Consider the following 24257-nt stretch of genomic DNA (forward strand, 5'->3'; position numbering starts at 1 on the left):
GGAAACTTCATGAATCTCTCTTCGATGATGTCGTGGATCGGCGTCCGCCCGCGGATTTTCGGCGGCTTTGCGCTGATCCTGAGCTTTCTCGTGCTGCTCGGCGGCTTCGCCATGAGTCAGGTCGGACGCATCGGCGGCACCGTGGATGATCTCGTGGCCAGCGCCGCAGGCGATGCCGGCATGTCGCAGGTGCGCGCGGCGTTGCTCACGGCCAATGGCGCGGTGGAGAAGTTCATCCGCACCTGGAGCGTAGGTGACAAGGATGCAGCGGGCAAGGCGATTGATGCCGTCGGCGGACTTGCAGACGAGGTCGAGAAGCAGTCGGGCAAGCTGAAGGTGATCGCCGATGGTGTCGGCTCGGTCAGGAGCGCGCTCGCCGCCTATCGTTCATCGTTTGGCGCCGCCGCCGAGGCGGTTGACCGCCTGCGCGTCGCAACAAACAAGACCGAGGCGCTTGGCGCCGTCGCCGGCGTCAATATCGGCGGCATCCAGGTCGCCCTCGCCAACCGCGCGGGTCGCGAGCCGCTGCTCAATCCGTTGCGTCTCGCCAGCACGGTGGATGCGGCGCGCGTGGCGGTCATGCGCTACACCAACTCACAATCTGCCAACGATGCCGAGGACGCGCGGCTCACCTTCGTCTATGTGAAGCTCGCGCTCGCCGATTCCGAGGCTGAGCTCGCCGGCGTCGATGACGCCAAGCTGAAGGGCCTGATTGCTGCCCTCAAGGAGGCGGTGACGGCCGACGCAGCGGCGCTCGAAGACGTCATCAAAGTCACGGCTGACTTGCGCGCCAAACAGGCCGAGCTCGTCAAGGCGAGCGCGGCGATCGACGAGCAGGTGGGGCGGATCAATCGACAGCTCGGCGCGGCTCGCGCCGAACAGGGCGCGAAGACCGGCGTGGCCGTTGCCGAAACGCGGCAGACGGTGATCGTCACGGCCACCGGCGCGGTCGTGCTCGGAGCAATCCTGGCGTGGCTGATCGGCGCCAGCGTCTCCTCGCCGATCCGCAGCATGACCGATCGCATGCAGTCGCTGGCAGCCGGCGAATTGGAGCAGCCGATCCCCGGCGGCGAGCGCCGTGACGAGATCGGACGGATGGCGCGTGCGGTGGAGATCTTCCGCGACAATGCGCTGGCCGTTCGCCGCATGGAGCAGGAGGCTGCCTCGCAGCGTGAGGCCACGGAGGCCGAGCGCGCCCGCATGATGGCCGATCTCGCCGGGCGGTTCGAACAGGGCATGCAGGGCGTGATCACCGGTGTCGGCGGGCGCGCCTCCGACATGGGCCAGAGTGCGAGAGAGCTTGCTCAGATCGCCGAGCGCGGCCGCGGTCTCGCGGAGGCCGTCGCCAATCGGGCCGAGCAGGCCTCGGTGAACGTGCAGACCGTGGCGTCGGCGACGCAGGAACTCGCGGCTTCGATCCGCGAGATTTCCGGACAGGTGCAGCGTTCGGTGACCGTCTCTACGCGGGCAACGCATGAGACGCAGCGGACGTCCGAACTGATCAACGGGCTCTCGAGCGCGGCGGAGCGCATCGGCACCATCGTACAGCTCATCCAGGCGATCGCCAGCCAGACCAACCTGCTCGCGCTCAACGCGACCATCGAGGCGGCCCGTGCCGGCGAAGCAGGCCGGGGCTTTGCGATCGTTGCGAGCGAGGTGAAAAATCTCGCCTCGCAGACGGCGCAGGCGACCGAGCAGATCTCGAGCCAGATCGCGACCATTCAGGGCGCGACCGAGGAGACGGTTGGCGCGATCGCGCAGTTCGGGAGCACCGTGCGTGAGATCGCCGAAATCTCCAACGCGATCGCCGCCGCGGTCGAGCAGCAGGGCGCCGCGACCAGCGAGATCGCCCGCAATGTCGAGCAGGCGGCCAGCGGCACCGCGGCGGTCACGCAGGAGATCGGCGACGTGCGCACCGTGGCCGGGCAGACCGATGCGGGCGCGGAAGCCGCGCTGACGGCAGCCGCAGCGTTGCAGCAGCAGGCGGAGTCGCTGCGGAGCAATGTCGCGGACTTCCTGCAGACGATCCGCACGGCGGCCTGAGCGCCGACGAACGATGACGTTGGCAGGCCGATGTGCCGGTCCTGCTACGGGAGTTGACGATTGCGGAGCGCGACGGCAAGCATGATCCGATGATCGCTCCGCAGTTGCGCTCTCTCAGTCTCGCGGTCGACGGCGACAGCGCGGTCTCCGCACTGTTCCTCGCTCCACAAGCGCCGCGCGCCTGCTTCGTGTTCGCCCATGGGGCCGGGGCCGGCATGACCCACGCCTTCATGGCGCAGGCAGCCGATGGCCTCGCCGCGCACGGCATCGCTACGTTGCGGTTTCAGTTCCCCTACATGGAGAACGGTAGCAGGCGGCCCGACCCGCCGGCGGTCGCCCACGCCGCCGTTCGCGCTGCAGTCGCCGAGGCGGCACGGCTCTGCCCGGGTCTGCCGCTGATTGCCGGCGGCAAATCCTTCGGCGCGCGGATGTCCTCGCAGGCGCAATCGGTGGAGCCGTTGCCGAAGGTCGTGGGTCTCGCCTTCCTCGGCTTCCCGCTCCATCCGGCCGGCAAGCCGTCCATCGCCCGCGCCGATCACCTCGGCGGCGTCGACATCCCGATGCTGTTTCTGCAGGGCACGCGCGACAAGCTGGCGGAGATGCCCCTGCTCGAACCGGTCGTGACAGGGCTTGGGCCGATTGCGACCTTGCATGTGATCGATCAGGCGGATCACGCCTTTCACGTGCCGGCGCGCTCGGGACGGAATGACCGGGCCGTGATGGTCGAGCTGATACAGGCGTTCGCGACGTGGCTCGATGCGCTCGGGGGGCTCCGCGACTGACGCGCTGAATGGGTGCTCTGAAGAAAAACCGAAAGAGAACAAAGAAAGAACTTTCAATGAATCTAAGGTTGAGCCATAGTTCCAGCAAGGCATTCTGGTAGCGCTGCCTTCCATCATCCCCGAGGAGCCCATGAGAAGGGTCATCTCACGTCTTTCGCTGCTGGTGCTTTGCGCAGCGAACCTGCCAGCGATGTCGGTGCATGCCGAGGACGGCTTGAAAGGCATCGAGACCTTGCGTGGGGCTTGCAAGAAACTGACGGTCGCGGCAAAGGACCGGACTTGGTGCGCGGGTCGCCCGATCTTGGAGAGTTTGATGTTCCGATACCTCGGCTTCGTCCTGGGGCTGCTCTGCAGCCTCGTATCGATCAGCGCCGCGCTGGCCGACGACGCGAAGCTCCGGATCGGCGTTCTCCGGCTGTCGTCGTCAGCGCCCGTGTTCATCGCGCTCGACAAGGGCTACTTCCGTGACGCCGGGCTGGATGTCGAGCTGAAGTTCTTCGATGCAGCGCAACCGATCGCCGTGGCGACGGCCACCGGCGATGTCGATGTCGGGGTGACCGCGTTCACCGCTGGTCTCTACAATCTCGCCGGCAAAGGCGCCCTCAAGATCATTTCCGGCATGAGCCGCGACCGACCGGGCTATCCGCTGATCGGCTACTTCGCCAGCAACAAGGCTTACGAAGCCGGTCTCAAGACGCCGAAGGACATCGCCGGCAAGCGCGTGGCCATGACGCAGGTCGGGTCGAGCTTCCACTACTCGGTGGGGCTGCTCGCCGAGAAGTATGGCTTCAAGCTGTCCGATGTGAAGATCGTGCCGTTGCAGTCGATGTCCAACATGGCCGCTGCCATCAAGGGCGAGACCGTTGATGCGGCGCTGATGCCGGTGTCCGTCGCGCGCAAGCTGATGGAAGAGGGCGCGGTGAAGCATCTCGGCTGGGTCGGCGACGAGACGCCGTGGCAGGTCAGCGGCGTGTTCGCTGGACCGAAGACGCTGGCCAATGCGGCGCTTGTCGGCAAACTGCTGACCTCGCTGCAGCGCGCCGAGCGCGAGTATCATGATGTCGTGCTGTCTACCGTGAAGGACGGCAATGCCGCGATCGATGAGAAGACCAAGCCGCTGCTCGAAATCATCGGCAAATACACCAACCTCCCGGTCGAGCAGGTGGTCGGCAATTGCGCCTATATCGACCCCGACGGCAAGCTCGACGTGAAGAACATCGATAGCCAGATCAAGTGGCTGCAAGGGCAGGGGTTCGCTGATCAGGGCTACGATGCAGCCACGATCATTGCGAAGGAGTTCGTCAAGCCGGACTGATGGGAGTGGGAGAGAGCACAGCCGCCGCGGGATCACCGAGATGGACCTGATCGCCGACGCCATCAGTCATCGCTTCGATGCGCTCGAAGTGCTTCAGGACGTCTCCTTCACGGTCGGAGCCGGCGAAGTCGTCGCCATCGTGGGCCCTTCCGGCTGCGGCAAGAGCACGCTGCTCTCGATTCTCGGCGGCCTGCTGCAGCCCACCCGAGGTGAGGCGAAACTGCGTGGCGCTACGCCAGCCGGCAGCCTCAATCCCCTGACCTTCGTGTTCCAGGATTTCGCCCTGCTGCCCTGGGCCAGCGTCGAAGACAATGTCGCCTTCCCGCTGCTGCATAGGCCGCTCTCGGCAGCCCAGCGCGCTGCTGCCGTCGACGATGCGCTGCGGCGCACGGGCCTTGTCGACTTTCGCCATGTCTATCCCAAGCAGTTGTCGGGTGGCATGCGTCAGCGCGTCGGCATCGCCAGGGCACTGGCGGTCCGCCCGGCGATCCTGCTGATGGACGAGCCGTTGTCCGCGCTGGATTCGCAGACCCGCGAGCTCCTGATGGAGGACTTCGTCGATCTCCTGGCCGACGGAGCCATGGGCGCGGTCTACGTGACCCATAACCTCGAAGAGGCCGTCCGGCTCGCCGATCGCATCGTCGTGCTGTCACGACGCCCTGGCCGGATCCGCAAGGTGGTGAGCGTCCCCGCGACGCGGCAGAGCCGCGGCGATGCCGCGACGCACGCGCAATTGCTGGAGCTGCAGAACGAATTGTGGGCGCTGATCAGGACCGAGGCGATCGACGCCGAGCGCGAGGTTCAGAATGCTTGAGCGCTCCCCGGCAGACCGGTCCGAGATCGTCGGCACGCAACCGACCCGCAAGGTGCCGTTTCGCGGCGGCGGCTTCACGCCGGCCGCGAGCCGCTGGGCCGGGTGGCTGGCGCTCGCCGCGGCGCTCGGCGTCTGGCAGGCGGTCGGCAGTCTGGCGCTGGTCAATCCGTTGTTCCTGCCGACGCCGCTGACGATCCTGCGCGCGCTGGTCCGTCTCGCCGAGAGTGGCGCCCTGTGGCAGCACGTCTCGGCGTCGTTCGTGCGCATCGTGACGGGGTGGGCGCTCGGCACGGCCTCCGGCATCGTCACAGGCTTCGCCATCGGCCTGTGGCGGGTCGCCCGCAGCGTCGGCATCACCTTCGTGTCCGCGCTGTTTCCGATTCCGAAGATCGCCGTGCTGCCGCTCCTGATCCTCTGGCTCGGCATCGGCGAGCAGCCGAAGATCGCGACCATCGCGCTCGGCGTGTTCTTCTCGACCACGATCTCGGTCTATAGCGGGGTCGATGCGGTGCCGCGCAACCTGATCCGCATGGCGCAGAGCTTCGATGTGCCGTTCCCGACCATCGTGCGCAAGGTGATCTGGCCCGGCGCGCTGCCGTCGATCCTGGCGGGCTTCCGCATCACCGCCTCGGTGGCGCTGATGCTGGTCGTCTCGGCGGAGATGATCGGCGCCGAGACCGGCATCGGTACCTTCGTGCTGCAGGCCGGCAATCTGATGCAGACCGATCAGCTGATGGCGGGGATCCTCATGCTGTCGCTGTTCGGCCTCGCCGTCGGCCGGCTGATCAGCCTGCTCGAGGCGCGCCTCCTGCATTGGCGCTGAGCGCGTCAAGCATTGCCGCGATCCTCGCGGAACAGGTCGAGCTTCTCCTGCACCGGCCGATCCGAGAACGAGAACAGCACCGCATCCTCGTCCGCCTCGTGGCTCACCCATTGCCAGCTCGGCACCACGAACAGATCGCGCGGTCCCCATTCGAAGGTCTCGTCGCCGATACGGCTGCGCCCGCGGCCTTCGATCGCGGTGAAGACCGTGGCGTCGGTGGAACGGTAGCGCGCGGACTTGAAGCCCTTCGGCAGCAGCTGGATGAAGGTGCCGATCGTCGGCATCGCGAAGTCGCCGGTTTCCGGATTGGAGAACTTCAGCTTCAGCCCATGACACGCGTCCCATTCCTCGCTGCGCTTGGCATTTTCCAGCGCTTCACGCGTGTAGGCGTAGGGATAGTTGAAGATCGGCGAGGTCCGCGATTTGCGCTTGGCGTCCACCGGCAGCAGATTGTGCCCGTAGCGCGCAAAGCTGTCGCCCGCGGGACGCGCGACCTTCTGCTGATCCTCCTGGGCGCCTTGCGCGAACGAGGCGTCGAGGAACTGCACCAGAGGAATGTCGAGGCCGTCGAGCCAGAACATCGGCTCCGAGGTTTCGTTGCCGTGGTCGTGCCAGGTCATCGACGGCGTGATGATGAAGTCGCCCGGCTCCATCAAGGTGCGCTCACCGTCGACGGTCGTGAACGCGCCCTTGCCCTCCAGCACGAAGCGCAGTGCCGACTGGCTGTGGCGGTGGGCCGGCGCGACGTCGCCGGGGATGACCATCTGGATGCCGGCATAGAGCGAGGTCGTCACCTTCGACTGTCCACGCAAACCCGGGTTCTCCAGGATCAGCACGCGACGTTCGGCCTCCTTGGCGGTGATCAGACGTCCGGCCTCGATCATGTAGTCGCGAATGGCGGCGAATTGCCAGAGGTGCGGCCGGCAGGCGCTCTTCGGTTCGGGCGTGATGAGATCGCTCATCACGGTCCACAGCGCCGTCATGTTCTCGCCGTCGATCTTCTTGTAGAACGCCTCGCGTTCTGGCGTCGAAACTGCGGCCATGAGCGCCTCCCGTGATCAAATGTCGTTGTTGATTGACAGTATACTGCCAATTTGGTTACCGTCAAACCCAATCACAGAGAGACATTCGGGAGGATTGCCATGATGAAGCTGCACGGCTATTTCCGCAGCAGCGCGTCCTATCGCGTCAGGATCGCACTGAATCTCAAGGGGCTCACGGCGGAGCACCTGCCGCACCATCTCCGCAAGGGCGAGCAGCGCGCGCCCGCTTTTCTCGCCATCAATCCTCAGGGACTCGTGCCGGCCCTCGAGGATGAGGGAGGCATCGTTCTGATCCAGTCGCTCGCGATCATCGAGTGGCTCGACGAGCTCCATCCGGAGCCGCCGCTGCTGCCCAGCGATCCCCTGCGCCGGGCGCAGGTCCGTGCCTTTGCGCAGGTGCTCGCCTGCGACACCCACCCGGTCCAGAACCTGAAGGTGCTGGCGCGTCTGCGCGAGCTCGGCCTGCCCGAGGACAAGGTCACGGCCTGGGCCGGCTGGGCCAACCGTGAGGGGCTCGCGGCCTGTGAGGCGCTGGTCAAGCATGAGCCGGGCCCGTTCTGCTTCGGCGCCACGCCGACTCTTGCCGATCTCTGCCTGGTGCCGCAGCTGGGCAATGCGCGGCGTTTCGGCGTCGACGTCGCAGCGTTCCCGCGCCTGCTGCAGGCCGAGGCGGCAGCCAAGGCGATGCCGGCGTTTGCGGATGCCGCGCCGGAGCGTCAGCCCGATGCCGAGTAGACCGCCCGACATCACGATGGACGCGGTCTACACCAAGCCCGGCTATCTGTTCCGGCGCATGCAGCAGATCGCGGTGTCCATCTTCGTCGAAGAGTGCCGGGAGTTCGATCTGACGCCGGTGCAATATGCGGCGCTGGTCGCGATCCAGACTCATCCCGGCATCGACGCCACCCGCCTGTCGGCCGTGATCGCGTTCGATCGGTCGACGCTCGGCAGCGTCATCGAGCGGCTGGAGGCCAAGGGCCATATCGAGCGCAAGCCGTCGCTGGAGGACAAGCGCGTCAAGCTGCTCTATCTGACCAAGGCCGGAGCGGCGCTGCTGCGCGCCATTATGCCATCGGTCGACCGCGCGCAGGCGCGCATGCTGGCGCCGCTGAAGCCGGCTGACCGCAAAATGCTGATGCTGTTGCTGTCGCAACTCGTCGACCTCAACAATGAGGTTTCGCGCGTGCCGCTGCGCGCCGAGGATGCGTTGGAGCATCTCGGCAAAGCCGGCTGAGCGCGAGGTGCCATCGAGCGCCGTGCGGACGCGACGCATTCATAGCCGCATCACCGCCTGACGGTCGATCTTGCCGGTGCCGGTCTTGGGCAGTTCGTCGATGAACACGATCTCGCGCGGATATTTGTACGGCAGCAGCTTCGTCTTGACGTAGTCCTGCAACGCCTTGGTCGTCGCCTGCGCGTCGCGGGCTTCGCCGTTGGTCACGACCACCGCCTTCAGGCTCATCCGCCGATCCGGCAGCTCATGGGCGAACACCGCGCATTCCCTGATGTCCGGATGTTCGGCGAGGCAGAGCTCGACCTCCAGCGGATAGACCCATTGTCCGGAGATCTTGACCAGATCGTCGGCGCGGCCGCGGAAGAAATGGAAACCCTCGGCGTCGCGGACGAAGCGGTCGCCGGTGTAGATCCAGCCGCCATCGCGGATCGTCTCCGCGGTCTTGTCGGGCCTGTTCCAGTACAACGGCGTGTTGGAGTCGCCACGGACCCAGAGAATACCTTCCTCGCCAGTGGCGACCTCGCGTCCGTCACTGTCGCGCAGCGCGATTTCGTAGCCGGGCACGCGCAGGCCGGCGGCGCCGAGCTTCTTCCGGTCCTCGCGATTGGAGAGATAGACGTGCAGCACCTCGGTCGAGCCGAGGCCTTCGACGATCTCGAGGCCCGTAAGGCTCTTCCAGCCGTTGAACACCTCCGACGACAACACCTCGGCCGCGGACACCGCGAGGCGCAGGGACGAGAAATCGGTTTGCCCGACGCCGTCGGCCTTCGTCAGTGCGGTGTAGAGCGTCGGCAGGCCGAAGAACACGGTCGGACGGAAGCGGCTGATCGCATCGAAGATCGCGGCCGGCTTTGGCTGGCCCGGCAGCAGCAAGGTGGTGGCGCCGACCGAGAACGGGAAGGTGATCGCATTGCCGAAGCCATAGGCGAAGAAGATCTTCGGCACCGAGAAGCAGATGTCGTCGGACTTCAGGCGCAGCACGTTCTTCGCGAAGGCCTGCTCGCTATAGGCCATGTCGTGCTGCAGATGAACGATGCCTTTGGGACGGCCGGTCGAGCCGGACGAGTACATCCAGAACGCCATCTCGTTGCGATGGGTGTCCGCCTCCGCGAGCTGATCGGGAAAACCCGGGAGCCAGCGATCGGCCGGGACCGTCGAGGCCGCCGACGTCGCTGTTGGCTCGCCATTGACCACGATCAGTGTCTGCAACGCCGTGGCCGCGCAGGCCTGCGCATCGAACCGCCCGGCGAACTCGGCGTCCGCGACGGCCACCTTGGCGCCGGAGTCCGCGAGATAGAACTGCAGCAGGTCCGGCGGGGTCAGCGTGTTGATCAGCAGCGGCACGAACCCCGCCCGCACCGCGCCGAAGAACGCGGCCGGATAGGCCGGCGTGTCGTCGAGGAACAGCAGCACGCGGTCGCCGCGGGTGAGGCCAAGCGACGCAAAGCCGTTGCCCCAGCGGCAGGCGTCGCTGCACAGTTCGGCATAACTGCGTCCGCCCGCGGGACCGATTAGTGCGGGCTTGTTCGCGTTGCCGCGCGCGAGGTTGTCGAACAGGATGCGGCTGGCGTTGTAGCGCTCGGGAATCGCGAAGCCGATTTCGCGGGCGCCGGCGCTGTCGCGCGGGACCTGATCTGCAATGTCAGTCGTCATGCCGGCGCTCCCACATTGCGAGAGGCCTCGTAGCGCGCCATGAACTGCGGCGCCATTGCGCGCAGCCTGCTGTCGTCGATGCGGCCCGAGCGCGTGATGTAGCTGTAGGCGAAATCCATCAGCTCCGCCTGCATGTGCGCCGGGAACTTCTCGTACCACTCGGCGCTGGTGCGGGCGGCCGTCACCAGCTTCTTCACGATCGGCTGACGCTCAGCCTGATAGCGAGCAAGTCCGTCGGAGAGGTTGGCCTCCGCGTCGAGCGCCTTGGCCAGCGCGATCGCATCCTCGATCGCAAGCCGCGTGCCCGAGCCGATCGAGAAATGCGCCGTATGCAGCGCGTCACCGATCAGCACCATGTTCCGGTGCCACCAATGCTCGTTCCACACCCATGGAAAGTTGCGCCACACCGAGCGGTTGGAGACCAGGGAATGGCCCTCCAGCGTATCGGCAAACACCTGCTCGCAGATGCGCCGGGATTCGTCGACCGACATCTCGGCGAAGCCGTAGGCGTGCCAGGTCGCGCGATCGCACTCGACCAGGAACGTGCTCATGTCGGGTGCGTAGCGATAGTGATGCGCGTTGAAGGTGCCGCGCTCCGTGGCGACGAAGGTCTGCGACAGCGTCGGGAAGGTCTTTGACGTTCCGTACCAGGCGAACTTGTTGCTGGAGTAGGAGACCGAGAAGCCGAAATCGCCCTCGAAGCTGCGCCGGACGAGCGAATTCAGCCCATCCGCCGCGACGATGAGATCGTAGCCGGTGAGCTGATCCAGCGACTGGATGGTCGTGCCGTAGCGGGCGATGACGCCGACGCTTTCGGCGCGCGTCTGCAACAGTTTCAGCAGCGCGAGCCGGCCGATCGCGGAAAAGCCGACGCCGTCGATCTCGACGCTCTCCCCATGCAGATTGAGCGTGATGTTGCGCCAGTTCTCCATCTGCGGTGCGATCGCGTCGACGGTGTCGGGATCGTCCGCGCGCAGGAATTCCAGGGCCTGGTCGGAGAACACGACGCCGAAGCCCCAGGTCGCGCCGGCCGGGTTCTGCTCGAACAGATCGACCACGGCGGCGGGATGCCGCTTCTTCCAGAGATAGGCGAAATACAGCCCGCCAGGGCCGCCGCCGAGCACGGCGATACGCAAGGACGCTCTCCCAAATTGACAGTATACTGTTTATTTTTGGGTCGGAGACTAATCCGTCATTCTCATCGACGCTAGAGAAATTTTATTGCGGGATGTCGGGCGAGCCGGCTGCCGATCCTGAGGGGCGGCATCCGAAGATCGCGTCGAGTGCGGCGAAGGTTGCCTCTTCGACCAGCTCGGGCGCGTAGTCGCCGAGCGCTTCCATCTTCACGCCCGAATTGATTTCGAGCACCTGCCATTGCCCGTCGGCCATGACCACATCGACCGAGGCATAGCGGATGTCGAGGGCGCGCGCGGCATCGCGCGCCAGTGCCGTGCAGGTCTCGCGCAGCGGGCCTTCGGTCAGCAGCACCGGCTGGGCTCCGAATTCGAGGTTGTGTCGCCAGCTCAGCAGGCGCTGCTCGCCTTGCGGGATGATCGCTTGCAGCGTCGATGCGTCGAACTCCACCGCCAGACGCCGCAGCAGGCGTGATTGCTGTTCGACTGGCACCGCCTGGAGCGCAAGGTCGCGCAGCGAATGAAGTCCGTCGCCGGTCACGACGGGCCGCAGCTTGCGATAGACGATCAGCGGCGCGCCATCGAGCATGATGACGCGGACTTCGTCGGCGATCTCCAACAGCGGTGCAATCGCCGCGCTGGCGCCGGTCTCGAAGATCTGGGTGAGCGCATCCTTGAGCTCGGCCGAGGTACGGACGCGCGTCACGGCGCGGCCCGACGTCCCCTCGTTCGGCTTGACGACGAGGCCGGTGGGATGCGTTTCGATCAGTTCCAGCATCGTTGTCCAGGCCGGCGCGCTGACGCCGGTCACCGTCGGTGCGAGGAACAGCGCGTGCGGGACGGCGGGAACCCCCGAGGTCGTCAGCAGGGCGGACGTGGCGGCCTTGTCGCACGCAATTCTGTGCGCCACCGCACTGTTCAGGCCGAGGTCATAGCCGAAGATCAGGTGACGTTCGCGGCCGTTCCCGAGCACCAGCAGCCAGCCGTCCTCCCGGACGTCGAGCGCGATCCTCCGCTCCTTGCAATAGCGGGCGACGGCGGCGAGCTGGCGGTGGGGATGGTTAATCATTGCTCAAGGATTGGGCCGGAGATGCGGAATTAAAGTGCTGGAAAGTCACAATCCCGGCAAGTAAATTGCGCGTATCGTTTGTGTACGAATGAATGGCTGATCGAGGCAATCCGGGACGGGCCGGCATGCGTTTGATCGTGATCAATGGTGCAGTCATGCGGGTTGATTATTTGCTGTTTTCACGTACATCAGGCGCCGAAAACCGCTGGATCTATAGGGTTTTTGCGGGTCTGCCTCGTTACGACTTGTTTCTTCCAACTTCAGCCCACGTGAAAAAACAAACGACATGAGCGCGTTCTATAAAGAGAAAGTTCTTTCCGTTCACCACTGGACGGACACGTTGTTCTCCTTCCGGGCGACCCGTGACGCGGGCTTCCGCTTCCAGAATGGCCAGTTCGCGATGATCGGCCTCGAGGTCGAGGGCCGCCCCCTGCTGCGCGCCTACAGCATGGCGAGCGCCAATCACGAGGAGGAACTCGAGTTCTTCAGCATCAAGGTGCAGGACGGTCCGCTGACCTCCCGGCTGCAGAAGATCAAGGAAGGCGACACCATCCTGGTCGGCCGCAAGGCGACGGGCACGCTGATCCCCGACAACCTGCTGCCCGGCAGCCGGCTGCTGCTGCTGTCGACCGGCACCGGTCTCGCCCCGTTCGCCAGCCTGATCAAGGACCCCGACGTCTACGATCGCTTCGAGAGCATCGTGTTGGTGCATGGCTGCCGCCAGGTGGCCGAGCTGGCTTATGGCGAAAGTGTGGTTGCCAAGCTGCGCGAGGACGAGGTTTTCGGCGAGCTGCTGGAAGGCAAGCTGCACTACTATCCGACCGTCACCCGCGAGCCCTTCCGCAACCGCGGCCGCATCACCGACCTGATCTCCTCGGAGCAGCTGTTCAACGATCTCGGCCAGCATGCCCTGGATATCGCCAAGGACCGCGTCATGATGTGCGGCAGCCCGGCGATGCTGGAAGAGCTCAAGACCATGTTCGAGTCGCGCGGCTTCCTCGAAGGCAGCGGCAACGAGCCCGGCCATTTCGTGATCGAGAAGGCCTTCGTCGAGCGCTGAGCCTCTCGCGCCGCCGTTTCCGACAAATTCCAAAGAGCGCCTCGACGCAATCGGGGCGCTCTTTTCGTTGGCAATATCCTCCTTGCACGTCGCGAAGCGGCCGTGCGATTCTCGACGCAGGACCGGACCTGCAGACGTCCGGCGACAGGGAGGGGACATGGATGCCTGGACGGCGCCATCCCCGCGACGATGAGGGGAATGGCCATGGATTCGATCGTTCGGCGGCAGACGCTCGGTGACCTCCTGCGGCGGAGCGCGGCGCGTACGCCGGGCAAGACGGCGGTCATCTGCGGCGAGACCAGCTGGACCTATGCCGAGTTCAATGCGGTGGTCGATCGCCTTGCCGCGGGCTTGGCGAGCCGTGGCGTCGGAAAGGGCGAGCGCGTCGCCATCCTCGCCCGCAATTCGCATGCCTTCGCCGCCCTGCGCTTCGCGCTGGCGCGGCTCGGGGCGGTGCTGGTGCCGATCAATTTCATGCTGAAGCCGGAGGAGGTCGCCTACATCCTCAAGCATGCCGGCGCGCGGCTGCTGGCCACCGACAGCGGCTTTGCCGGCGTGGCGCGCGCTGCCAAGGCGCTGGCGCCGGCGGTCGAGCAGATGATCTGGCTGCCGTCGGAAGCGCCCAGCGAACGGCAAGCCGACATGATCGATTTTGCTGAGCTGGCATCGTCGACGTCGGCCGCCCCGATTGTCGAGATCGCGGGCAGCGATGTCGCGCAGATCGTCTACACATCTGGCACGGAGTCGCTGCCGAAAGGCGCGATGCTGACCCACGACGCGGTCATCTGGCAGTATGTGAGCTGCATCGTGGATGCCGGCATCGCGGCCGACGATGTCACGCTGCATGCGCTGCCGCTGTATCACTGCGCGCAGCTCGACGTGTTCTTCGGTCCCTCAATCTACGTCGGGGCCACCAACATCATCACGGCGTTTCCGACACCCGACAATCTGCTGCCGCTGATCGCGAAGCATCGCATCAGCTCGTTCTTCGCGCCGCCGACGGTGTGGATCTCGATCCTGCGTTCGCCGCTGTTCGAGACCACGGATGTCTCGACCCTGTGCAAGGGCTATTACGGCGCTTCGATCATGCCGGTCGAGGTGCTGCGCGAGCTGGCGCAGCGGCTGCCGAAGGTGCGGCTGTGGAATCTCTACGGGCAGACCGAGATCGCGCCGCTGGCGACGATGCTCGGGCCTGAGGATCAATTGCGCAAGCCGGGCTCGTGCGGACGCGCCGTGCTGAACGTCGAGACCCGCGTGGTCGATGATGACATGAACGATGTCGCCCCGGGCGAGGTCGGCGAGGTTGTGCACCGCTCGCCACATCTGATGCTTGGCTACTTCCACGATGACGAGCGCACCACTGCTGCCTTCCAGGGCGGCTGGTTTCACTCCGGCGATCTCGCGACCATCGACGACGAAGGCTACATCACCATCGTCGACCGCAAGAAGGACATGATCAAGACCGGCGGCGAGAACGTCGCCAGCCGCGAGGTCGAGGAGGCGCTGTACCAGATTCCGGAGGTGTCGGAGGTCGCCGTGGTCGGCCTGCCGCATCCGCGCTGGGTCGAGGCCGTGGTGGCGATGGTCGTCGTGAAGTCCGGCTGCGAGCTGACCGAGGAGGCGCTGCTCAAGCAGGCCTCCAGCCGGCTGGCCTCGTTCAAGACGCCGAAGCGCGTGGTGTTCGTCGATGCACTGCCGAAGAACCCCAGCGGCAAGCTGCTCAAGCGACAGTTGCGCGAAGCGCATTCCAGCCTGTTTTCTGAAGGGTAAGGCACGGCGGGGCCGCCTGGTCAATGGCTCTTCCGGACAGGTCTGCTCCTCTTCCGGACAGATCGGGGCGGCCGGTCGATCCAACAGGATCTGGCCTTCGCGGTCGCGCACTCGCACCCAGCGACACCGTGACATCACGGTCGATAGCCCCAGGCTATCGACGACGTGAAACCTCGGATAGTCAATCGCGCGCGCTTGTGTAACGATTGTTTCGCGATGCGCGTAGTATGGTCATCGCCGATTGTCCACGATCCGCCCGGGGCCCTCCATGGATACGCTGCTGCTTCCGTTCTCGCCGCGCTACATCGTGCTGACGATCTGCGCCTCGGCGACCGCTCTGCTGCTCATCCTCGGGATCTACGATCGCAAGATCTTCGATCTCATTCTCATTCCGTTGCTGATCTTCGGGGCGCTGACCGCGCTCGGTATCCGCGACTTGCTGCAGAGCAGCCACGCCGTCCTCCGCAACTATCCGATTTCGGCGCATCTGCGCTTCATCCTCGAAGAGATCCGGCCGGAGATGCGGCAGTATTTCTTCGAGAGCGAGAAGGACGGCATGCCGTTCTCGCGCGACACCCGCGCGGTGGTCTATCAGCGCGCCAAGATGGTGCTCGACAAGCGCCCGTTCGGCACCCAGGAGGACGTCTACCGCGAGGGCTATGAGTGGATGCACCATTCGGTGTCACCCAAGCCGCATGCGGAGGAGAAATTCCGGATAGAGATCGGCGGGCCGGATTGCACCAGGCCGTACTCGGCCTCGGTGTTCAACATCTCCGCCATGAGCTTCGGCGCGCTGAGCCCCAACGCGGTCCGGGCGCTGAACGCCGGCGCCAAGCGCGGCGGCTTCGCCCACGACACCGGCGAAGGCGGCTTCAGCCCGTACCACGCCGAGATGGGCGGCGACATCATCTGGGAGATCGGCTCCGGCTATTTCGGCTGCCGGCACCGCGACGGTAGCTTCGATCCCGACGTGTTCGCCCGCGTGGCTGCGGCCGATCAGATCAAGATGGTCGAGCTCAAGGTCAGCCAGGGCGCCAAGCCCGGCCATGGCGGCGTGCTGCCGGCGGCGAAAGTGTCGGAAGAGATCTCGAAGATCCGCGGCGTCGCGATGGGCGAGGACTGCATCTCGCCGCCGGCGCATCGCGCGTTCTCGACGCCGATCGGCATGATGCAGTTCATCGGCGAGATGCGGCGGCTGTCGGGCGGCAAGCCGGCGGGCTTCAAGCTGTGCATCGGCCATCCCTGGGAGTTTCTGGCGATCTGCAAGGCGATGCTGGAAACTGGCGTCTATCCCGACTTCATCGTGGTCGACGGCAATGAGGGCGGCACCGGGGCCGCACCGCTGGAGTTCATGGACCACCTGGGCATGCCGATGCGCGAGGGCGTCAACTACGTTCACAATGCGCTGGTCGGGATGAACATCCGCGATCGCGTCAAGATCGGCGCCTCCGGCAAGATCGCGACTGCCTTCGACATGGCGCGGGCGATGTCGATCGGGGCCGACTGGTGCAATTCCGCGCGCGGCTTCATGTTCGCGCTCGGCTGCATCCAGTCCCTGAGCTGCCACACCGACAAATGCCCGACTGGCGTCGCGACGCAGGATCCCACGCGCGCCCGCGCGCTGGTCGTGCCGGACAAGATCCAGCGTGTCTACAACTATCACCACGCGACGCTGCACGCGCTCGCCGAGCTGCTCGCGGCGGCCGGGTTGGAGCATCCGCAGGACCTGCGGCCGATCCACTTCTCGCAGCGGACGTCAACGACGGAGGTCTCGTCGTTTGCAAAACTCTATCCGTCGCTGCGGCCGGGCGAATTGCTTGAAGGTACGCAGGATATCCGCTTCAAGGATGCCTGGGCGATGGCCCGGCCGGACACGTTCGCGGCGGCGTGAGATAGTTCGGCCGCTTTAACTGAGACGGAACGCGGCGTCCCCACCCTCGGTGTCATCCCCGCGCAGGCGGGGATCCATAACCACAGGGGCTGGTTCGTGGCACGAATGTTCAACTGGCCGCCTGCCTCAAGCGAGATCACGCGGTATGGGTCCCGGGTCGGCGCCCACTGACGCGTTGCGTCAGCGGGCTTGCCCGGGACAACGGCGGAGAGTGAGGCAGGCGGTCAGCGCCTCAATGCGGATTTTCCAGGCTGAACGTCTCCGACTGCTCGTCGTAGGAGAACAGCTCGGCGTAGCGGCCCCAGGAGACGATGGTCTGGAGGGTCTCGTCGGCATATTGCTCGGACATGTAGTCCTCGAGCTCGATGCGGAAGCGCGCGGCGGGGGCGGCGTGTGAGGGGCGGTCATCGAGCACGCGGCGGATCAAGCCCATCAGCGGCACGTTCTCCATCAGATGCGCGGCGAACAGCTTCTTGCGGTCGTCGGTCTCGAGGTCGGCGAAGCGCCGGCCGGCGTCGGTCAGGGTCAGGTCGCCTTCACTGAGCTGGGCGAAGCGTAGCAGTTGCAGCGCCTCGGCCAAGGGGAAGATCTCGTCGACTTCGAGCTGCAGATGACCCGCGAGCACCGGCAGATCGGCGTGACCCTTGTACGGCGCGCCGGCGAGCGCCTCGATCAGGCCCGAGATCGAGTTCGAGGAGACGTGGCTCAGCACCATGCCGACCCCGGCGCTCGCGGTGCTCGGCAGCTTCGGTTCGGGCCGCTGCGTCATGCGCGCATAAAGGCTGTCGACGAGCTGGCGAAACGCCGGATCGAGCCGGTTGCGCGGATGGGCTAAGTCGATCCTGAACTCGGCGGCGACGCGGCCCGGATTGGACGAGAACACCAGCACGCGGTCGCACATCAGCACCGCCTCCTCGATATTGTGCGTCACCATCAGCACCGATTTGATCGGCAGCCGTCCGTCGGTCCAGAGATCGACGAGGTCGGTGCGCAAGGTCTCCGCGGTCAGCACGTCGAGGGCCGAGAATGGCTCGTCCATCAGCAAGAGGTCGGGATGCACCACAAGCGCGCGGGCGAAGCCGACGCGCTGGCGCATGCCGCCGGACAGCTCCTTCGGAAACGCGGATTCGAAGCCGTCGAGGCCGATCAGGTCGATCGCCGCCAGCGCACGCTTGCGCCGCTCGGCGCTGTCGATGCCGAGCGCCTCCAGGCCGAGCTCGACGTTCTGCAGCACCGTCAGCCAGGGAAACAGCGCGAACGACTGGAACACCATGGCGACGCCGCGCGGGGGACCGGCGATGATCTCGCCGCGGCACTTCGCTTCGCCTGACGAGGGCGACACCAGGCCGGCGATGATCCGCAGCAAGGTCGATTTGCCCGAGCCGGAGCGGCCGAGCAGGCCGACGATCTCGCCGGCGCGGATCGTGAGGTCGACCTTCTCGAGCACGACGAGATCCTCGCCGCTGCCCTTCGGGAACGTCCGGCTGACGCTCTTGATCTCGATCAGCGAGCTGTCCTTGACCTGGTCGCGCATGATGATCTCTCCCGGTCAGCCGAGCCGCAGCCGGCGTTCACCGAAGGCATAGAGCGGCCGCCACAGCAGCCGGTTGAACAGAGTGACGAGAATGCACATCACGGCAATGCCGAGCACGACGCGCGGAAAATCGCCGCGCTCGGTCGCCCCAGCAATGTAGGCGCCGAGGCCTGACGCCGTGAGATGCGTGTCGCCCCAGCTCGCGACTTCGGCGACGATCGCAGCGTTCCAGGAGCCGCCGGACGCGGTGATCGCGCCGGTGATGTAGTACGGGAAGACGCCGGGCAGCACGACCTTGAACCACCAGCGCCAGCCAGTGAGATGCAGGCTTGCGGCGGCTTCGCGCAGGTCGCTCGGGAAGGCGCTGGCGCCGGCGATGACGTTGAACAGGATGTACCACTGCGTCCCCAGGATCATCAGCGGGCTCAGCCAGACATTGGCGTCGAGGCCGTAGCGCACGATCAGCACGACGAAGACGGGGAAGGCGAGGTTGGCCGGGAAGGCCGCGAGGAATTGCGCCAGCGGCTGGATGCGCTCGGCCAACTTCGGCCGCAGCCCGATCCAGACGCCAACGGGGACCCAGATCAGCGAGGCCAGCGCGATCAGCACGGCGACACGGACCAGCGTGATCAGGCCGTAGCCGATCGCGGCGAAGACATCCGACGGCGCCAGGGTGGCCGACAGATAGAGATAGGTTTTCCAGCCGGCATAGGCGCAGCCGAGGATGACCACGGCGAGCCAGAGGCCGTCGACCAGCTGCGACGGCGGCGCACGACGCACCGGACCGCTCCAGGCTTTCGGCCAGTTGATCCGCAGGTTGGAGAACGTGCGGTTGATCGCCGCGAACGGGACCGACAGCGAGCGCAGCGCGCGGGTGCGGCGGAACAGGTCGAGCATCCATGAACCAGGCGGATCGCCTGACGCCGTCTGCTCGAAGCGGAATTTGTCGGCCCAGGCGACGATCGGGCGGAACAGCAACTGGTCATAGGCGGTGATCACCAGCAGCATGGTCAGCAGCGCCGCGCCGATCGCGGCGAGATCCTTCTGCTGGATCGCCAGCGCGACATACGAGCCGATGCCGGGCAGGGTGACGGTGGTGTTGCCGACGGTGATCGCTTCCGACGCGACGACGAAGAACCAGCCGCCGGACATCGACATCATCGCATTCCAGATCAGGCCGGGCATCGCATAGGGCACGTCGAGCCGCCAGAAGCGCTGCCAGCCGGAGAGGTGGAAGCTGCGCGTCGCCTCCTCGAGATCCTTCGGCACGTTGCGCATCGACTGGTACATGCTGAAGGTCATGTTCCAGGCCTGGCTGGTGAAGATCGCGAACACGCAGGCGAGCTCGGCGCCGAGCACCTTGCCCGGGAACAGGTTCATGAAGAACACGACCGTGAAGGTCAGGAAGCCGAGAATCGGCACCGACTGCAGGATGTCGAGCAGCGGGATCAGCACGATCTCGGCGCGGCGGCTCTTGGCCGCCAGCGCCGCATAGACGAAGGTGAAGACGAGCGAGCAGATGATCGCAAGCAGCATGCGCAACGTCGTGCGCAGCGCGTAGAGCGGCAGGTTGGACGGATCGAGCGACACCGGGACGGTGTCGAGCGCCGACAGCGGCAGCGTGGTCTGCTCGCCGCCATAGACGATCAGAACCATCGCACCGACCACGATGATCAGCGCGACCACGTCCCAGATGTTGGGGCGCACGGCCTCGCGCAGCACGGCCGTCCTGATGTCGTGGAGCTGCATCGGCGTGTCTCGTCTCGTCGGCCGCAGACAGTGGCTGCAGACGTCTTTGGTCGTGGCGCTCGTGGTGGCTCGCGCCGACACGGCGGCCGGGCGAAGCGGCACCCTAGGTGCGCTGTGTGATGGTTTGATTTCAAGCGGCGGGGGCCGGTGATCCCCGGCTCCGTGACCGGCCTATCAAAGGATACGCCGGCCGCGTCTTCACGTTCCCGCGACAACGTGCGTGTGGGCCTTCGTCGCAAGCCGCAACGACGGTCCGCGCCTCCCCCGCTTGCGGGGGAGGTCGTATCGCATCGCCAGATGCGATACGGGTGGGGGAACGCTCCGGAAAGACTGCCGCCGGGGCTGCCCCCACCCCGGCCCTCCCCCGCACGCGGGAGAGGGGGCGCACCGTCGGTGCCGCGACAGCTTGCGCTTTAACTACCCCACGTTCGGCTCGCCGCCCTCGGGCGCGAGCTTCGTGGCCAGGATCTTGTCGATGCGGCGGCCGTCGAGGTCGACGATTTCGAAGCGCCAGCCTTGCAGCTCGAAACTCTGGCCGACCTCGGGCACGCTGCCGAAATGCTGCAGCACGAGACCGGCGACGGTGTGGTAGCCGCGATGCGGCGGGACTTCGATGGCGAGCACGTCGGCGAACTCGTCGAGCGGCATCCAGCCCGACACCAGCAGCGAGCCGTCGTCGCGGCGGACGCAGGCGGGTTCGGGCGGGCCTTCCTCGGACGAGAAGGCGCCGACGATCGATTCCAGAATGTCGGCCGCGGTCACGACGCCTTCGAACGCGCCGTATTCGTCGTGCACCAGGCCCATATGCACGGGCGCCACTTTGAGGATCGCAATCACGTCGCGGGCGTCGACCGTCGACGGAATGATCGGCACCTCGCGCACCAGGCTGCGCAGGTCCGGCGTCTCGTCGCGCAGATAGGCGACCAGCAGATCCTTCGCCTGCAGCACGCCGATCGGACGGTCGCGCTCGCCGTCCGACACCGGCAGGCGCGAATGCGGGCTCTTGGCGAGCAGCTCCCGGATCACCTTGGGATCGTCGTTGAGATCGACCACGTCCACCTCGGGCCGCGGCGTCATGATCGCGCCGACCGGGCGGTCGCCGAGCCGCATCACGCCGGCTATCATTTCCTTCTCGCCCGGCTCGAGCACCCCCGCCGTTTCGGCCTCGCGCACGAGATGGTGGATCTCTTCTTCCGACACTTTCTCCTCTGCGTCGCCGGAGCGGCCGAGCAGCGCCAGGATCAGCTTGCCGGAGACGTCCAGCAGCACGACCAAGGGCAGCGATACTTTCGCGAGCACTTGCATGGCTGGCGCGACGCGCACGGCGATCGCCTCGGGATCGCGGAGCGCGAGCTGTTTCGGCACCAGCTCGCCGACGATCAGGGTCGCATAGGTGATGATGCTGACCACGAGACCAACGCCGACGATGTCGGCGATCGAGGCGCTCATCCCGAGCTCCAGCAGCGTCTGGGTCAGGCGCTGGCCGAGCGTGGCGCCGGAGAAGGCGCCGGAGAGCACGCCGACCAGGGTGATGCCGATCTGTACCGTCGACAGGAAGCGGCCGGGATCGGAGGCCAGCGTCAGCGCCCGGCGGGCGCCGGACACGCCTTTCTCGGCCAGCAGCGCCAGCCGGGCGGGCCGCGATGACACGATGGCGAGCTCCGACATCGACAACAGCCCGTTGACGACGATGAGGACGACGATGATGGCGAGTTCGGCGGAAAGCATTGCGACCTGATGTGGCGCCCGGATGGGCGGGAATGGACACAGGTCCTAGCATATGGGGAGGGCAGCCGCCCATGCTGCATTGCGGTAGGTGCATGGAGGGATGCGCGCAGGCGGCGGGTCAGTTTGGCGCACCCGCCGGTGCTCAGCCCTCCGCCGTCGTCCCGGCCTCGAGCCGGGACCCATAGCCACCGGCCCTGTTGAAGCAGGCAATTGGCAATGGCGTTCCCTCGATAAGCGTCCGCGGTATGGGTCCCGGCTCAAGGTCGGGACGACAGTGACTATGCCGAGTGATGTGGGACCCTAACTCGCCTCGAGCCTGGCTTGGCTGATCGGCTCAGCCCGCCCCTCAAAAATCCCCGTGCAGGCGGCCCGAGAAGATCGACACCGGTCCGCGGTCGGCGTTGTAGGCGGGGTTGTTGACGAACTGATAGTCCGCCGTGAAGGTCAGGTATTTGTTGATCGCATAGGCGTAGTAGGCCTCGATGATGGTCTCGCGCCGGTAGTTGAGCGCGCCGTCGCCGATCAGCGGGCCGAGTCCGCCGGCGGCGAGGAAGGCGCGGTGGTCGCCGGACAGGCCGTTGGTCACGCCGGCGAGGCCGATCGTGTCGTCGGGGCGGCCCCAGCGGTTGCCCTTGATCGAGGCGCCGAGCGACAGGCTGTTATCGATGTCGGTGAACGCCATGATCTCGGTCTTGCCGTCGTTCCAGCTCCAGCGGCCGAACAGGCCGAACTCGTCCGAGATCGCCTGGTCGAAGCTGACCACGTAGCCATATTTGCTGCGGCCGCGGCGGGTCTGGCTGATGTCGAGATTGAGCGCGGGATTGTCGAGCGTCTCGCGATAGCTGCCGGAGAACACGCTGTTGAACCAGGCGATGGTGCGCAGATGGCCGGGCTGCGAGAACAGCTGATAGCGCGTCTCCAGCTCGACGACGTAGCTGCCGCGGCGGAACACCTTCATGTCGAAATTGTTCGAGTTCGACACGGCATCCATCAGGAAGTAGCCGGTGCGCAGCGCCCAGTTCTTCTGGTTCAGCTCGGCGGTGGCGCCATAGGTCAGGCCGAGCTTGTCGGCGGCGTAGTCGAAGGCGCCGGGGGCCCACACCGACCAGTTCATGAAATCCTTGCGCGCGTCCTTGGCGTAGGCGTTGCCGTCGAACACGTCGAGCACCGGGAACTTGCCGATCTGGAAGGTCAGCCGCGAGATGTCCTGCTTGCCGGAGAGCTGCAACTGGCCCGAGCCGAGTTGCTCCTGCTCGCCGCCGAAGCCGAAGGTCTGGCGCAGAAACAGCCGCGACGTGTTGTAGTGCGGATAGGGGAAGTCCGACTTCTGCGCCTCGCCGTTCGAAAAGCCGGCGATGCCCACGGTGTTGCTGAGGCCGAAGCCCTGCAGCAGCTCGGGATTGTAGTAGACCTCGCCGCCGTCCCACAGCCGCGCATTGATGAACAGGCTGTTGCTCCAGGTCTGCTGGAACTGGCGCGCGGGCGTCAGGCTGTTGGTCCCGGTGTAGGGGGCGCGGAAGGACGGATATCCCTGGCCGATCACGGTGGCCTGGCCATGGATCTCCCAGCGGTCCGACTCGGTGTCCGATGGATCGTTCTTGAGCTTGAGGTCGGGGCCATCGGCAAAGTCGAGCTTGCGGTTGAGCCCGAAACGCAAAGTCTGGAATTCCAGCGCTGAATTGTAACTGGCGCCGTTGGAGAAGCGGACGCCGCCATTCTCGAACCGGTTGTAGAGATATTCGAGACGCCAGCTCCAGTGCGGCGCAAAGCCGCGCTCGATGCCGGCGCCGGCGACCCAGCCGAGCCGCGTCGCCAGCTTCTTTTCCTCATTGCCCGCCGGATCGGTGTTGATGAAGCGACCGCCGGTCCAGGCGAGGCCGCCGGTGGCATAGACCAGCCAGTCGCCCTGGGCGTAGCCGACGCGGCCACGCGCGGTTGCGACATAATCCCACAGCTCGGACACGCTTGATCCCGGCGTGTTCAGCATCGCCACGGTGTGGTTCGAGGTCAGATAGTTCGGGAAACTGAAATCGCCCTCGAGACCGAGCAGCAGGCCCGAGCGGGTCACCCAGTTGTAGCCGGCCTGCACGCCGCCCGTCAGTCCGCTGAACGGACTGCCGGCGCTGGCCGTGCCGAATGGATCGGTCAGCGTCGCCGCTGCATGGTCACGGGTATAGCCGGCGTGGACGCCGACATAGAGTCCGGTCCAGTCGAACACCGTCTGCGCCATCCGGGCCTTGACCGGCAGATCGGCGGCCTCGGCTGACGCGCTGGCGAACGGCCCGAGCGCCGCCATCGCGACGGCGCCGGCAATGATCATCTCCCGGGTGCAGTTCGACTTGATCATGGCGGCAGTCCCCAGGCAAAGCACGCGATTCCGGGCTGAAGTCAGAACCTCATTGCCCGAGCACAGTCACGAGAAGAATACGGAGTCGTCGATCTTCGAGCGAAAATGTGGACGAACACGGTCGATTTGTGGATGATTTATATTGCGATTAATTCGCAATAGCAAGATTTGCGCAATGATCCGAACGATCCGACTGAAAGTGTGGCCGTCGAGCAACAAACAACCCGCCCGGGGTTGGCCGGACGGGTTGTGACGATAGGAACCGGGGC

The 24257-nt window shown here is 65.8% G+C and carries 19 protein-coding genes; 11 read left to right on the forward strand and 8 right to left on the reverse strand.

What is annotated here, in order from left to right; genetic code table 11:
- Nucleotides 1-27 precede the first annotated feature (27 nt).
- The 5 genes from ACQR1Y_RS22140 (at nucleotide 28) to ACQR1Y_RS22160 (ending at nucleotide 5777) form a co-directional block, all read left to right on the forward strand.
- Entirely contained in the window at nucleotides 28-2043 is a 2016-nt protein-coding gene (locus ACQR1Y_RS22140) for a methyl-accepting chemotaxis protein (RefSeq protein WP_434878096.1), read from the forward strand.
- 89 nt (nucleotides 2044-2132) lie between these two features.
- Nucleotides 2133-2825, forward strand: coding sequence for an alpha/beta hydrolase family protein (locus ACQR1Y_RS22145; protein ID WP_434878095.1), 693 nt, complete (start codon nucleotides 2133-2135; stop codon nucleotides 2823-2825).
- A gap of 313 nt (nucleotides 2826-3138) precedes the next feature.
- Complete coding sequence (locus ACQR1Y_RS22150; RefSeq protein ID WP_434878024.1) at nucleotides 3139-4140, forward strand: ABC transporter substrate-binding protein; 1002 nt, start codon at nucleotides 3139-3141, stop codon at nucleotides 4138-4140.
- Between the two features lie 40 nt (nucleotides 4141-4180).
- Nucleotides 4181-4954, forward strand: a complete 774-nt coding sequence (locus ACQR1Y_RS22155) for an ABC transporter ATP-binding protein (RefSeq protein WP_434878023.1) — start codon at nucleotides 4181-4183, stop codon at nucleotides 4952-4954.
- A complete protein-coding gene (locus tag ACQR1Y_RS22160) occupies nucleotides 4947-5777 on the forward strand; it encodes an ABC transporter permease (protein ID WP_434878022.1) in 831 nt (276 codons plus the stop codon). The genes ACQR1Y_RS22155 and ACQR1Y_RS22160 overlap by 8 nt, the downstream gene beginning before the upstream one ends.
- Nucleotides 5778-5782: 5 nt before the next feature.
- Here ACQR1Y_RS22160 and gtdA read toward each other — a convergent pair whose 3' ends face one another.
- Nucleotides 5783-6820, reverse strand: coding sequence for a gentisate 1,2-dioxygenase (gtdA, locus tag ACQR1Y_RS22165; protein ID WP_434878021.1), 1038 nt, complete (start codon nucleotides 6818-6820; stop codon nucleotides 5783-5785).
- Between the two features lie 102 nt (nucleotides 6821-6922).
- Between gtdA and maiA the strand changes: the two genes are divergently transcribed.
- Both maiA and ACQR1Y_RS22175 read left to right on the forward strand, forming a co-directional pair.
- Nucleotides 6923-7555 carry a maleylacetoacetate isomerase gene (gene maiA / locus ACQR1Y_RS22170; protein WP_434878094.1) on the forward strand — a complete coding sequence of 211 codons (633 nt, stop codon included), beginning with the start codon at nucleotides 6923-6925 and terminating at the stop codon, nucleotides 7553-7555.
- Nucleotides 7545-8054, forward strand: a complete 510-nt coding sequence (locus ACQR1Y_RS22175) for a MarR family winged helix-turn-helix transcriptional regulator (RefSeq protein WP_434861831.1) — start codon at nucleotides 7545-7547, stop codon at nucleotides 8052-8054. Before maiA ends, ACQR1Y_RS22175 begins: the two co-directional genes overlap by 11 nt.
- A 39-nt stretch (nucleotides 8055-8093) precedes the next feature.
- On the opposite strand, the gene ACQR1Y_RS22180 is transcribed toward ACQR1Y_RS22175, so the two are convergent.
- The 3 genes from ACQR1Y_RS22180 to ACQR1Y_RS22190 all read right to left on the reverse strand — a co-directional run bounded on the left by ACQR1Y_RS22180 (nucleotide 8094) and on the right by ACQR1Y_RS22190 (nucleotide 11909).
- The gene (locus ACQR1Y_RS22180) at nucleotides 8094-9707 is read right to left on the reverse strand and encodes a benzoate-CoA ligase family protein (RefSeq protein ID WP_434878020.1); all 1614 of its coding nucleotides are present in this window, start codon (nucleotides 9705-9707) and stop codon (nucleotides 8094-8096) included.
- Nucleotides 9704-10843, reverse strand: coding sequence for an FAD-dependent monooxygenase (locus ACQR1Y_RS22185; protein WP_434878019.1), 1140 nt, complete (start codon nucleotides 10841-10843; stop codon nucleotides 9704-9706). Before ACQR1Y_RS22185 ends, ACQR1Y_RS22180 begins: the two co-directional genes overlap by 4 nt.
- Nucleotides 10844-10925: 82 nt before the next feature.
- Nucleotides 10926-11909 (reverse strand): ATP-grasp domain-containing protein, encoded by a 984-nt coding sequence (locus tag ACQR1Y_RS22190; RefSeq protein WP_434878018.1) that lies wholly within the window; start codon nucleotides 11907-11909, stop codon nucleotides 10926-10928.
- A 125-nt stretch (nucleotides 11910-12034) separates the two neighbouring features.
- Here ACQR1Y_RS22190 and ACQR1Y_RS22195 point away from each other — a divergent pair, with 125 nt between their 5' ends.
- From ACQR1Y_RS22195 to ACQR1Y_RS22210, 4 genes are all read left to right on the forward strand, one after another.
- Nucleotides 12035-12199, forward strand: a complete 165-nt coding sequence (locus ACQR1Y_RS22195) for a hypothetical protein (RefSeq protein ID WP_434878017.1) — start codon at nucleotides 12035-12037, stop codon at nucleotides 12197-12199.
- Nucleotides 12196-12969 carry a ferredoxin--NADP reductase gene (locus tag ACQR1Y_RS22200; RefSeq protein WP_434861826.1) on the forward strand — a complete coding sequence of 258 codons (774 nt, stop codon included), beginning with the start codon at nucleotides 12196-12198 and terminating at the stop codon, nucleotides 12967-12969. The genes ACQR1Y_RS22195 and ACQR1Y_RS22200 overlap by 4 nt, the downstream gene beginning before the upstream one ends.
- Before the next feature lie 204 nt (nucleotides 12970-13173).
- Nucleotides 13174-14739: an acyl-CoA synthetase gene (locus tag ACQR1Y_RS22205; RefSeq protein WP_434861825.1), complete on the forward strand. Its 1566-nt coding sequence runs from the start codon at nucleotides 13174-13176 to the stop codon at nucleotides 14737-14739.
- 268 nt (nucleotides 14740-15007) lie between these two features.
- Nucleotides 15008-16630, forward strand: coding sequence for an FMN-binding glutamate synthase family protein (locus ACQR1Y_RS22210; protein WP_434878016.1), 1623 nt, complete (start codon nucleotides 15008-15010; stop codon nucleotides 16628-16630).
- 232 nt (nucleotides 16631-16862) lie between these two features.
- On the opposite strand, the gene ACQR1Y_RS22215 is transcribed toward ACQR1Y_RS22210, so the two are convergent.
- The 4 genes from ACQR1Y_RS22215 to ACQR1Y_RS22230 form a co-directional block, all read right to left on the reverse strand.
- On the reverse strand, nucleotides 16863-18164 hold the full coding sequence (locus ACQR1Y_RS22215; RefSeq protein WP_434878015.1) for an ABC transporter ATP-binding protein: 1302 nt from the start codon (nucleotides 18162-18164) through the stop codon (nucleotides 16863-16865).
- Between the two features lie 15 nt (nucleotides 18165-18179).
- Nucleotides 18180-19913, reverse strand: coding sequence for an ABC transporter permease (locus ACQR1Y_RS22220; protein ID WP_434878014.1), 1734 nt, complete (start codon nucleotides 19911-19913; stop codon nucleotides 18180-18182).
- A gap of 417 nt (nucleotides 19914-20330) precedes the next feature.
- Nucleotides 20331-21641, reverse strand: a complete 1311-nt coding sequence (locus tag ACQR1Y_RS22225; RefSeq protein ID WP_434861821.1) for a hemolysin family protein — start codon at nucleotides 21639-21641, stop codon at nucleotides 20331-20333.
- A gap of 346 nt (nucleotides 21642-21987) precedes the next feature.
- On the reverse strand, nucleotides 21988-23988 hold the full coding sequence (locus tag ACQR1Y_RS22230; protein ID WP_434878013.1) for a carbohydrate porin: 2001 nt from the start codon (nucleotides 23986-23988) through the stop codon (nucleotides 21988-21990).
- Nucleotides 23989-24257: the final 269 nt, after the last annotated feature.

It is taken from the genome of Bradyrhizobium sp. HKCCYLRH3099, from assembly GCF_051167855.1.
Classification (GTDB): domain Bacteria; phylum Pseudomonadota; class Alphaproteobacteria; order Rhizobiales; family Xanthobacteraceae; genus Bradyrhizobium.

Bases quoted from the DNA above. Each gene is read 5' to 3' on its own strand.
- ACQR1Y_RS22140 (WP_434878096.1), top strand. From the start codon at position 28: ATGTCGTGGATCGGCGTCCGCCCGCGGATTTTCGGCGGCTTTGCGCTG.
- ACQR1Y_RS22145 (WP_434878095.1), top strand. From the start codon at position 2,133: ATGATCGCTCCGCAGTTGCGCTCTCTCAGTCTCGCGGTCGACGGCGAC.
- ACQR1Y_RS22150 (WP_434878024.1), top strand. From the start codon at position 3,139: ATGTTCCGATACCTCGGCTTCGTCCTGGGGCTGCTCTGCAGCCTCGTA.
- ACQR1Y_RS22155 (WP_434878023.1), top strand. From the start codon at position 4,181: ATGGACCTGATCGCCGACGCCATCAGTCATCGCTTCGATGCGCTCGAA.
- ACQR1Y_RS22160 (WP_434878022.1), top strand. From the start codon at position 4,947: ATGCTTGAGCGCTCCCCGGCAGACCGGTCCGAGATCGTCGGCACGCAA.
- gtdA (WP_434878021.1), bottom strand. From the start codon at position 6,820: ATGGCCGCAGTTTCGACGCCAGAACGCGAGGCGTTCTACAAGAAGATC.
- maiA (WP_434878094.1), top strand. From the start codon at position 6,923: ATGAAGCTGCACGGCTATTTCCGCAGCAGCGCGTCCTATCGCGTCAGG.
- ACQR1Y_RS22175 (WP_434861831.1), top strand. From the start codon at position 7,545: ATGCCGAGTAGACCGCCCGACATCACGATGGACGCGGTCTACACCAAG.
- ACQR1Y_RS22180 (WP_434878020.1), bottom strand. From the start codon at position 9,707: ATGACGACTGACATTGCAGATCAGGTCCCGCGCGACAGCGCCGGCGCC.
- ACQR1Y_RS22190 (WP_434878018.1), bottom strand. From the start codon at position 11,909: ATGATTAACCATCCCCACCGCCAGCTCGCCGCCGTCGCCCGCTATTGC.
- ACQR1Y_RS22195 (WP_434878017.1), top strand. From the start codon at position 12,035: ATGCGTTTGATCGTGATCAATGGTGCAGTCATGCGGGTTGATTATTTG.
- ACQR1Y_RS22200 (WP_434861826.1), top strand. From the start codon at position 12,196: ATGAGCGCGTTCTATAAAGAGAAAGTTCTTTCCGTTCACCACTGGACG.
- ACQR1Y_RS22205 (WP_434861825.1), top strand. From the start codon at position 13,174: ATGGATTCGATCGTTCGGCGGCAGACGCTCGGTGACCTCCTGCGGCGG.
- ACQR1Y_RS22210 (WP_434878016.1), top strand. From the start codon at position 15,008: ATGGATACGCTGCTGCTTCCGTTCTCGCCGCGCTACATCGTGCTGACG.
- ACQR1Y_RS22215 (WP_434878015.1), bottom strand. From the start codon at position 18,164: ATGCGCGACCAGGTCAAGGACAGCTCGCTGATCGAGATCAAGAGCGTC.
- ACQR1Y_RS22220 (WP_434878014.1), bottom strand. From the start codon at position 19,913: ATGCAGCTCCACGACATCAGGACGGCCGTGCTGCGCGAGGCCGTGCGC.
- ACQR1Y_RS22225 (WP_434861821.1), bottom strand. From the start codon at position 21,641: ATGCTTTCCGCCGAACTCGCCATCATCGTCGTCCTCATCGTCGTCAAC.
- ACQR1Y_RS22230 (WP_434878013.1), bottom strand. From the start codon at position 23,988: ATGATCAAGTCGAACTGCACCCGGGAGATGATCATTGCCGGCGCCGTC.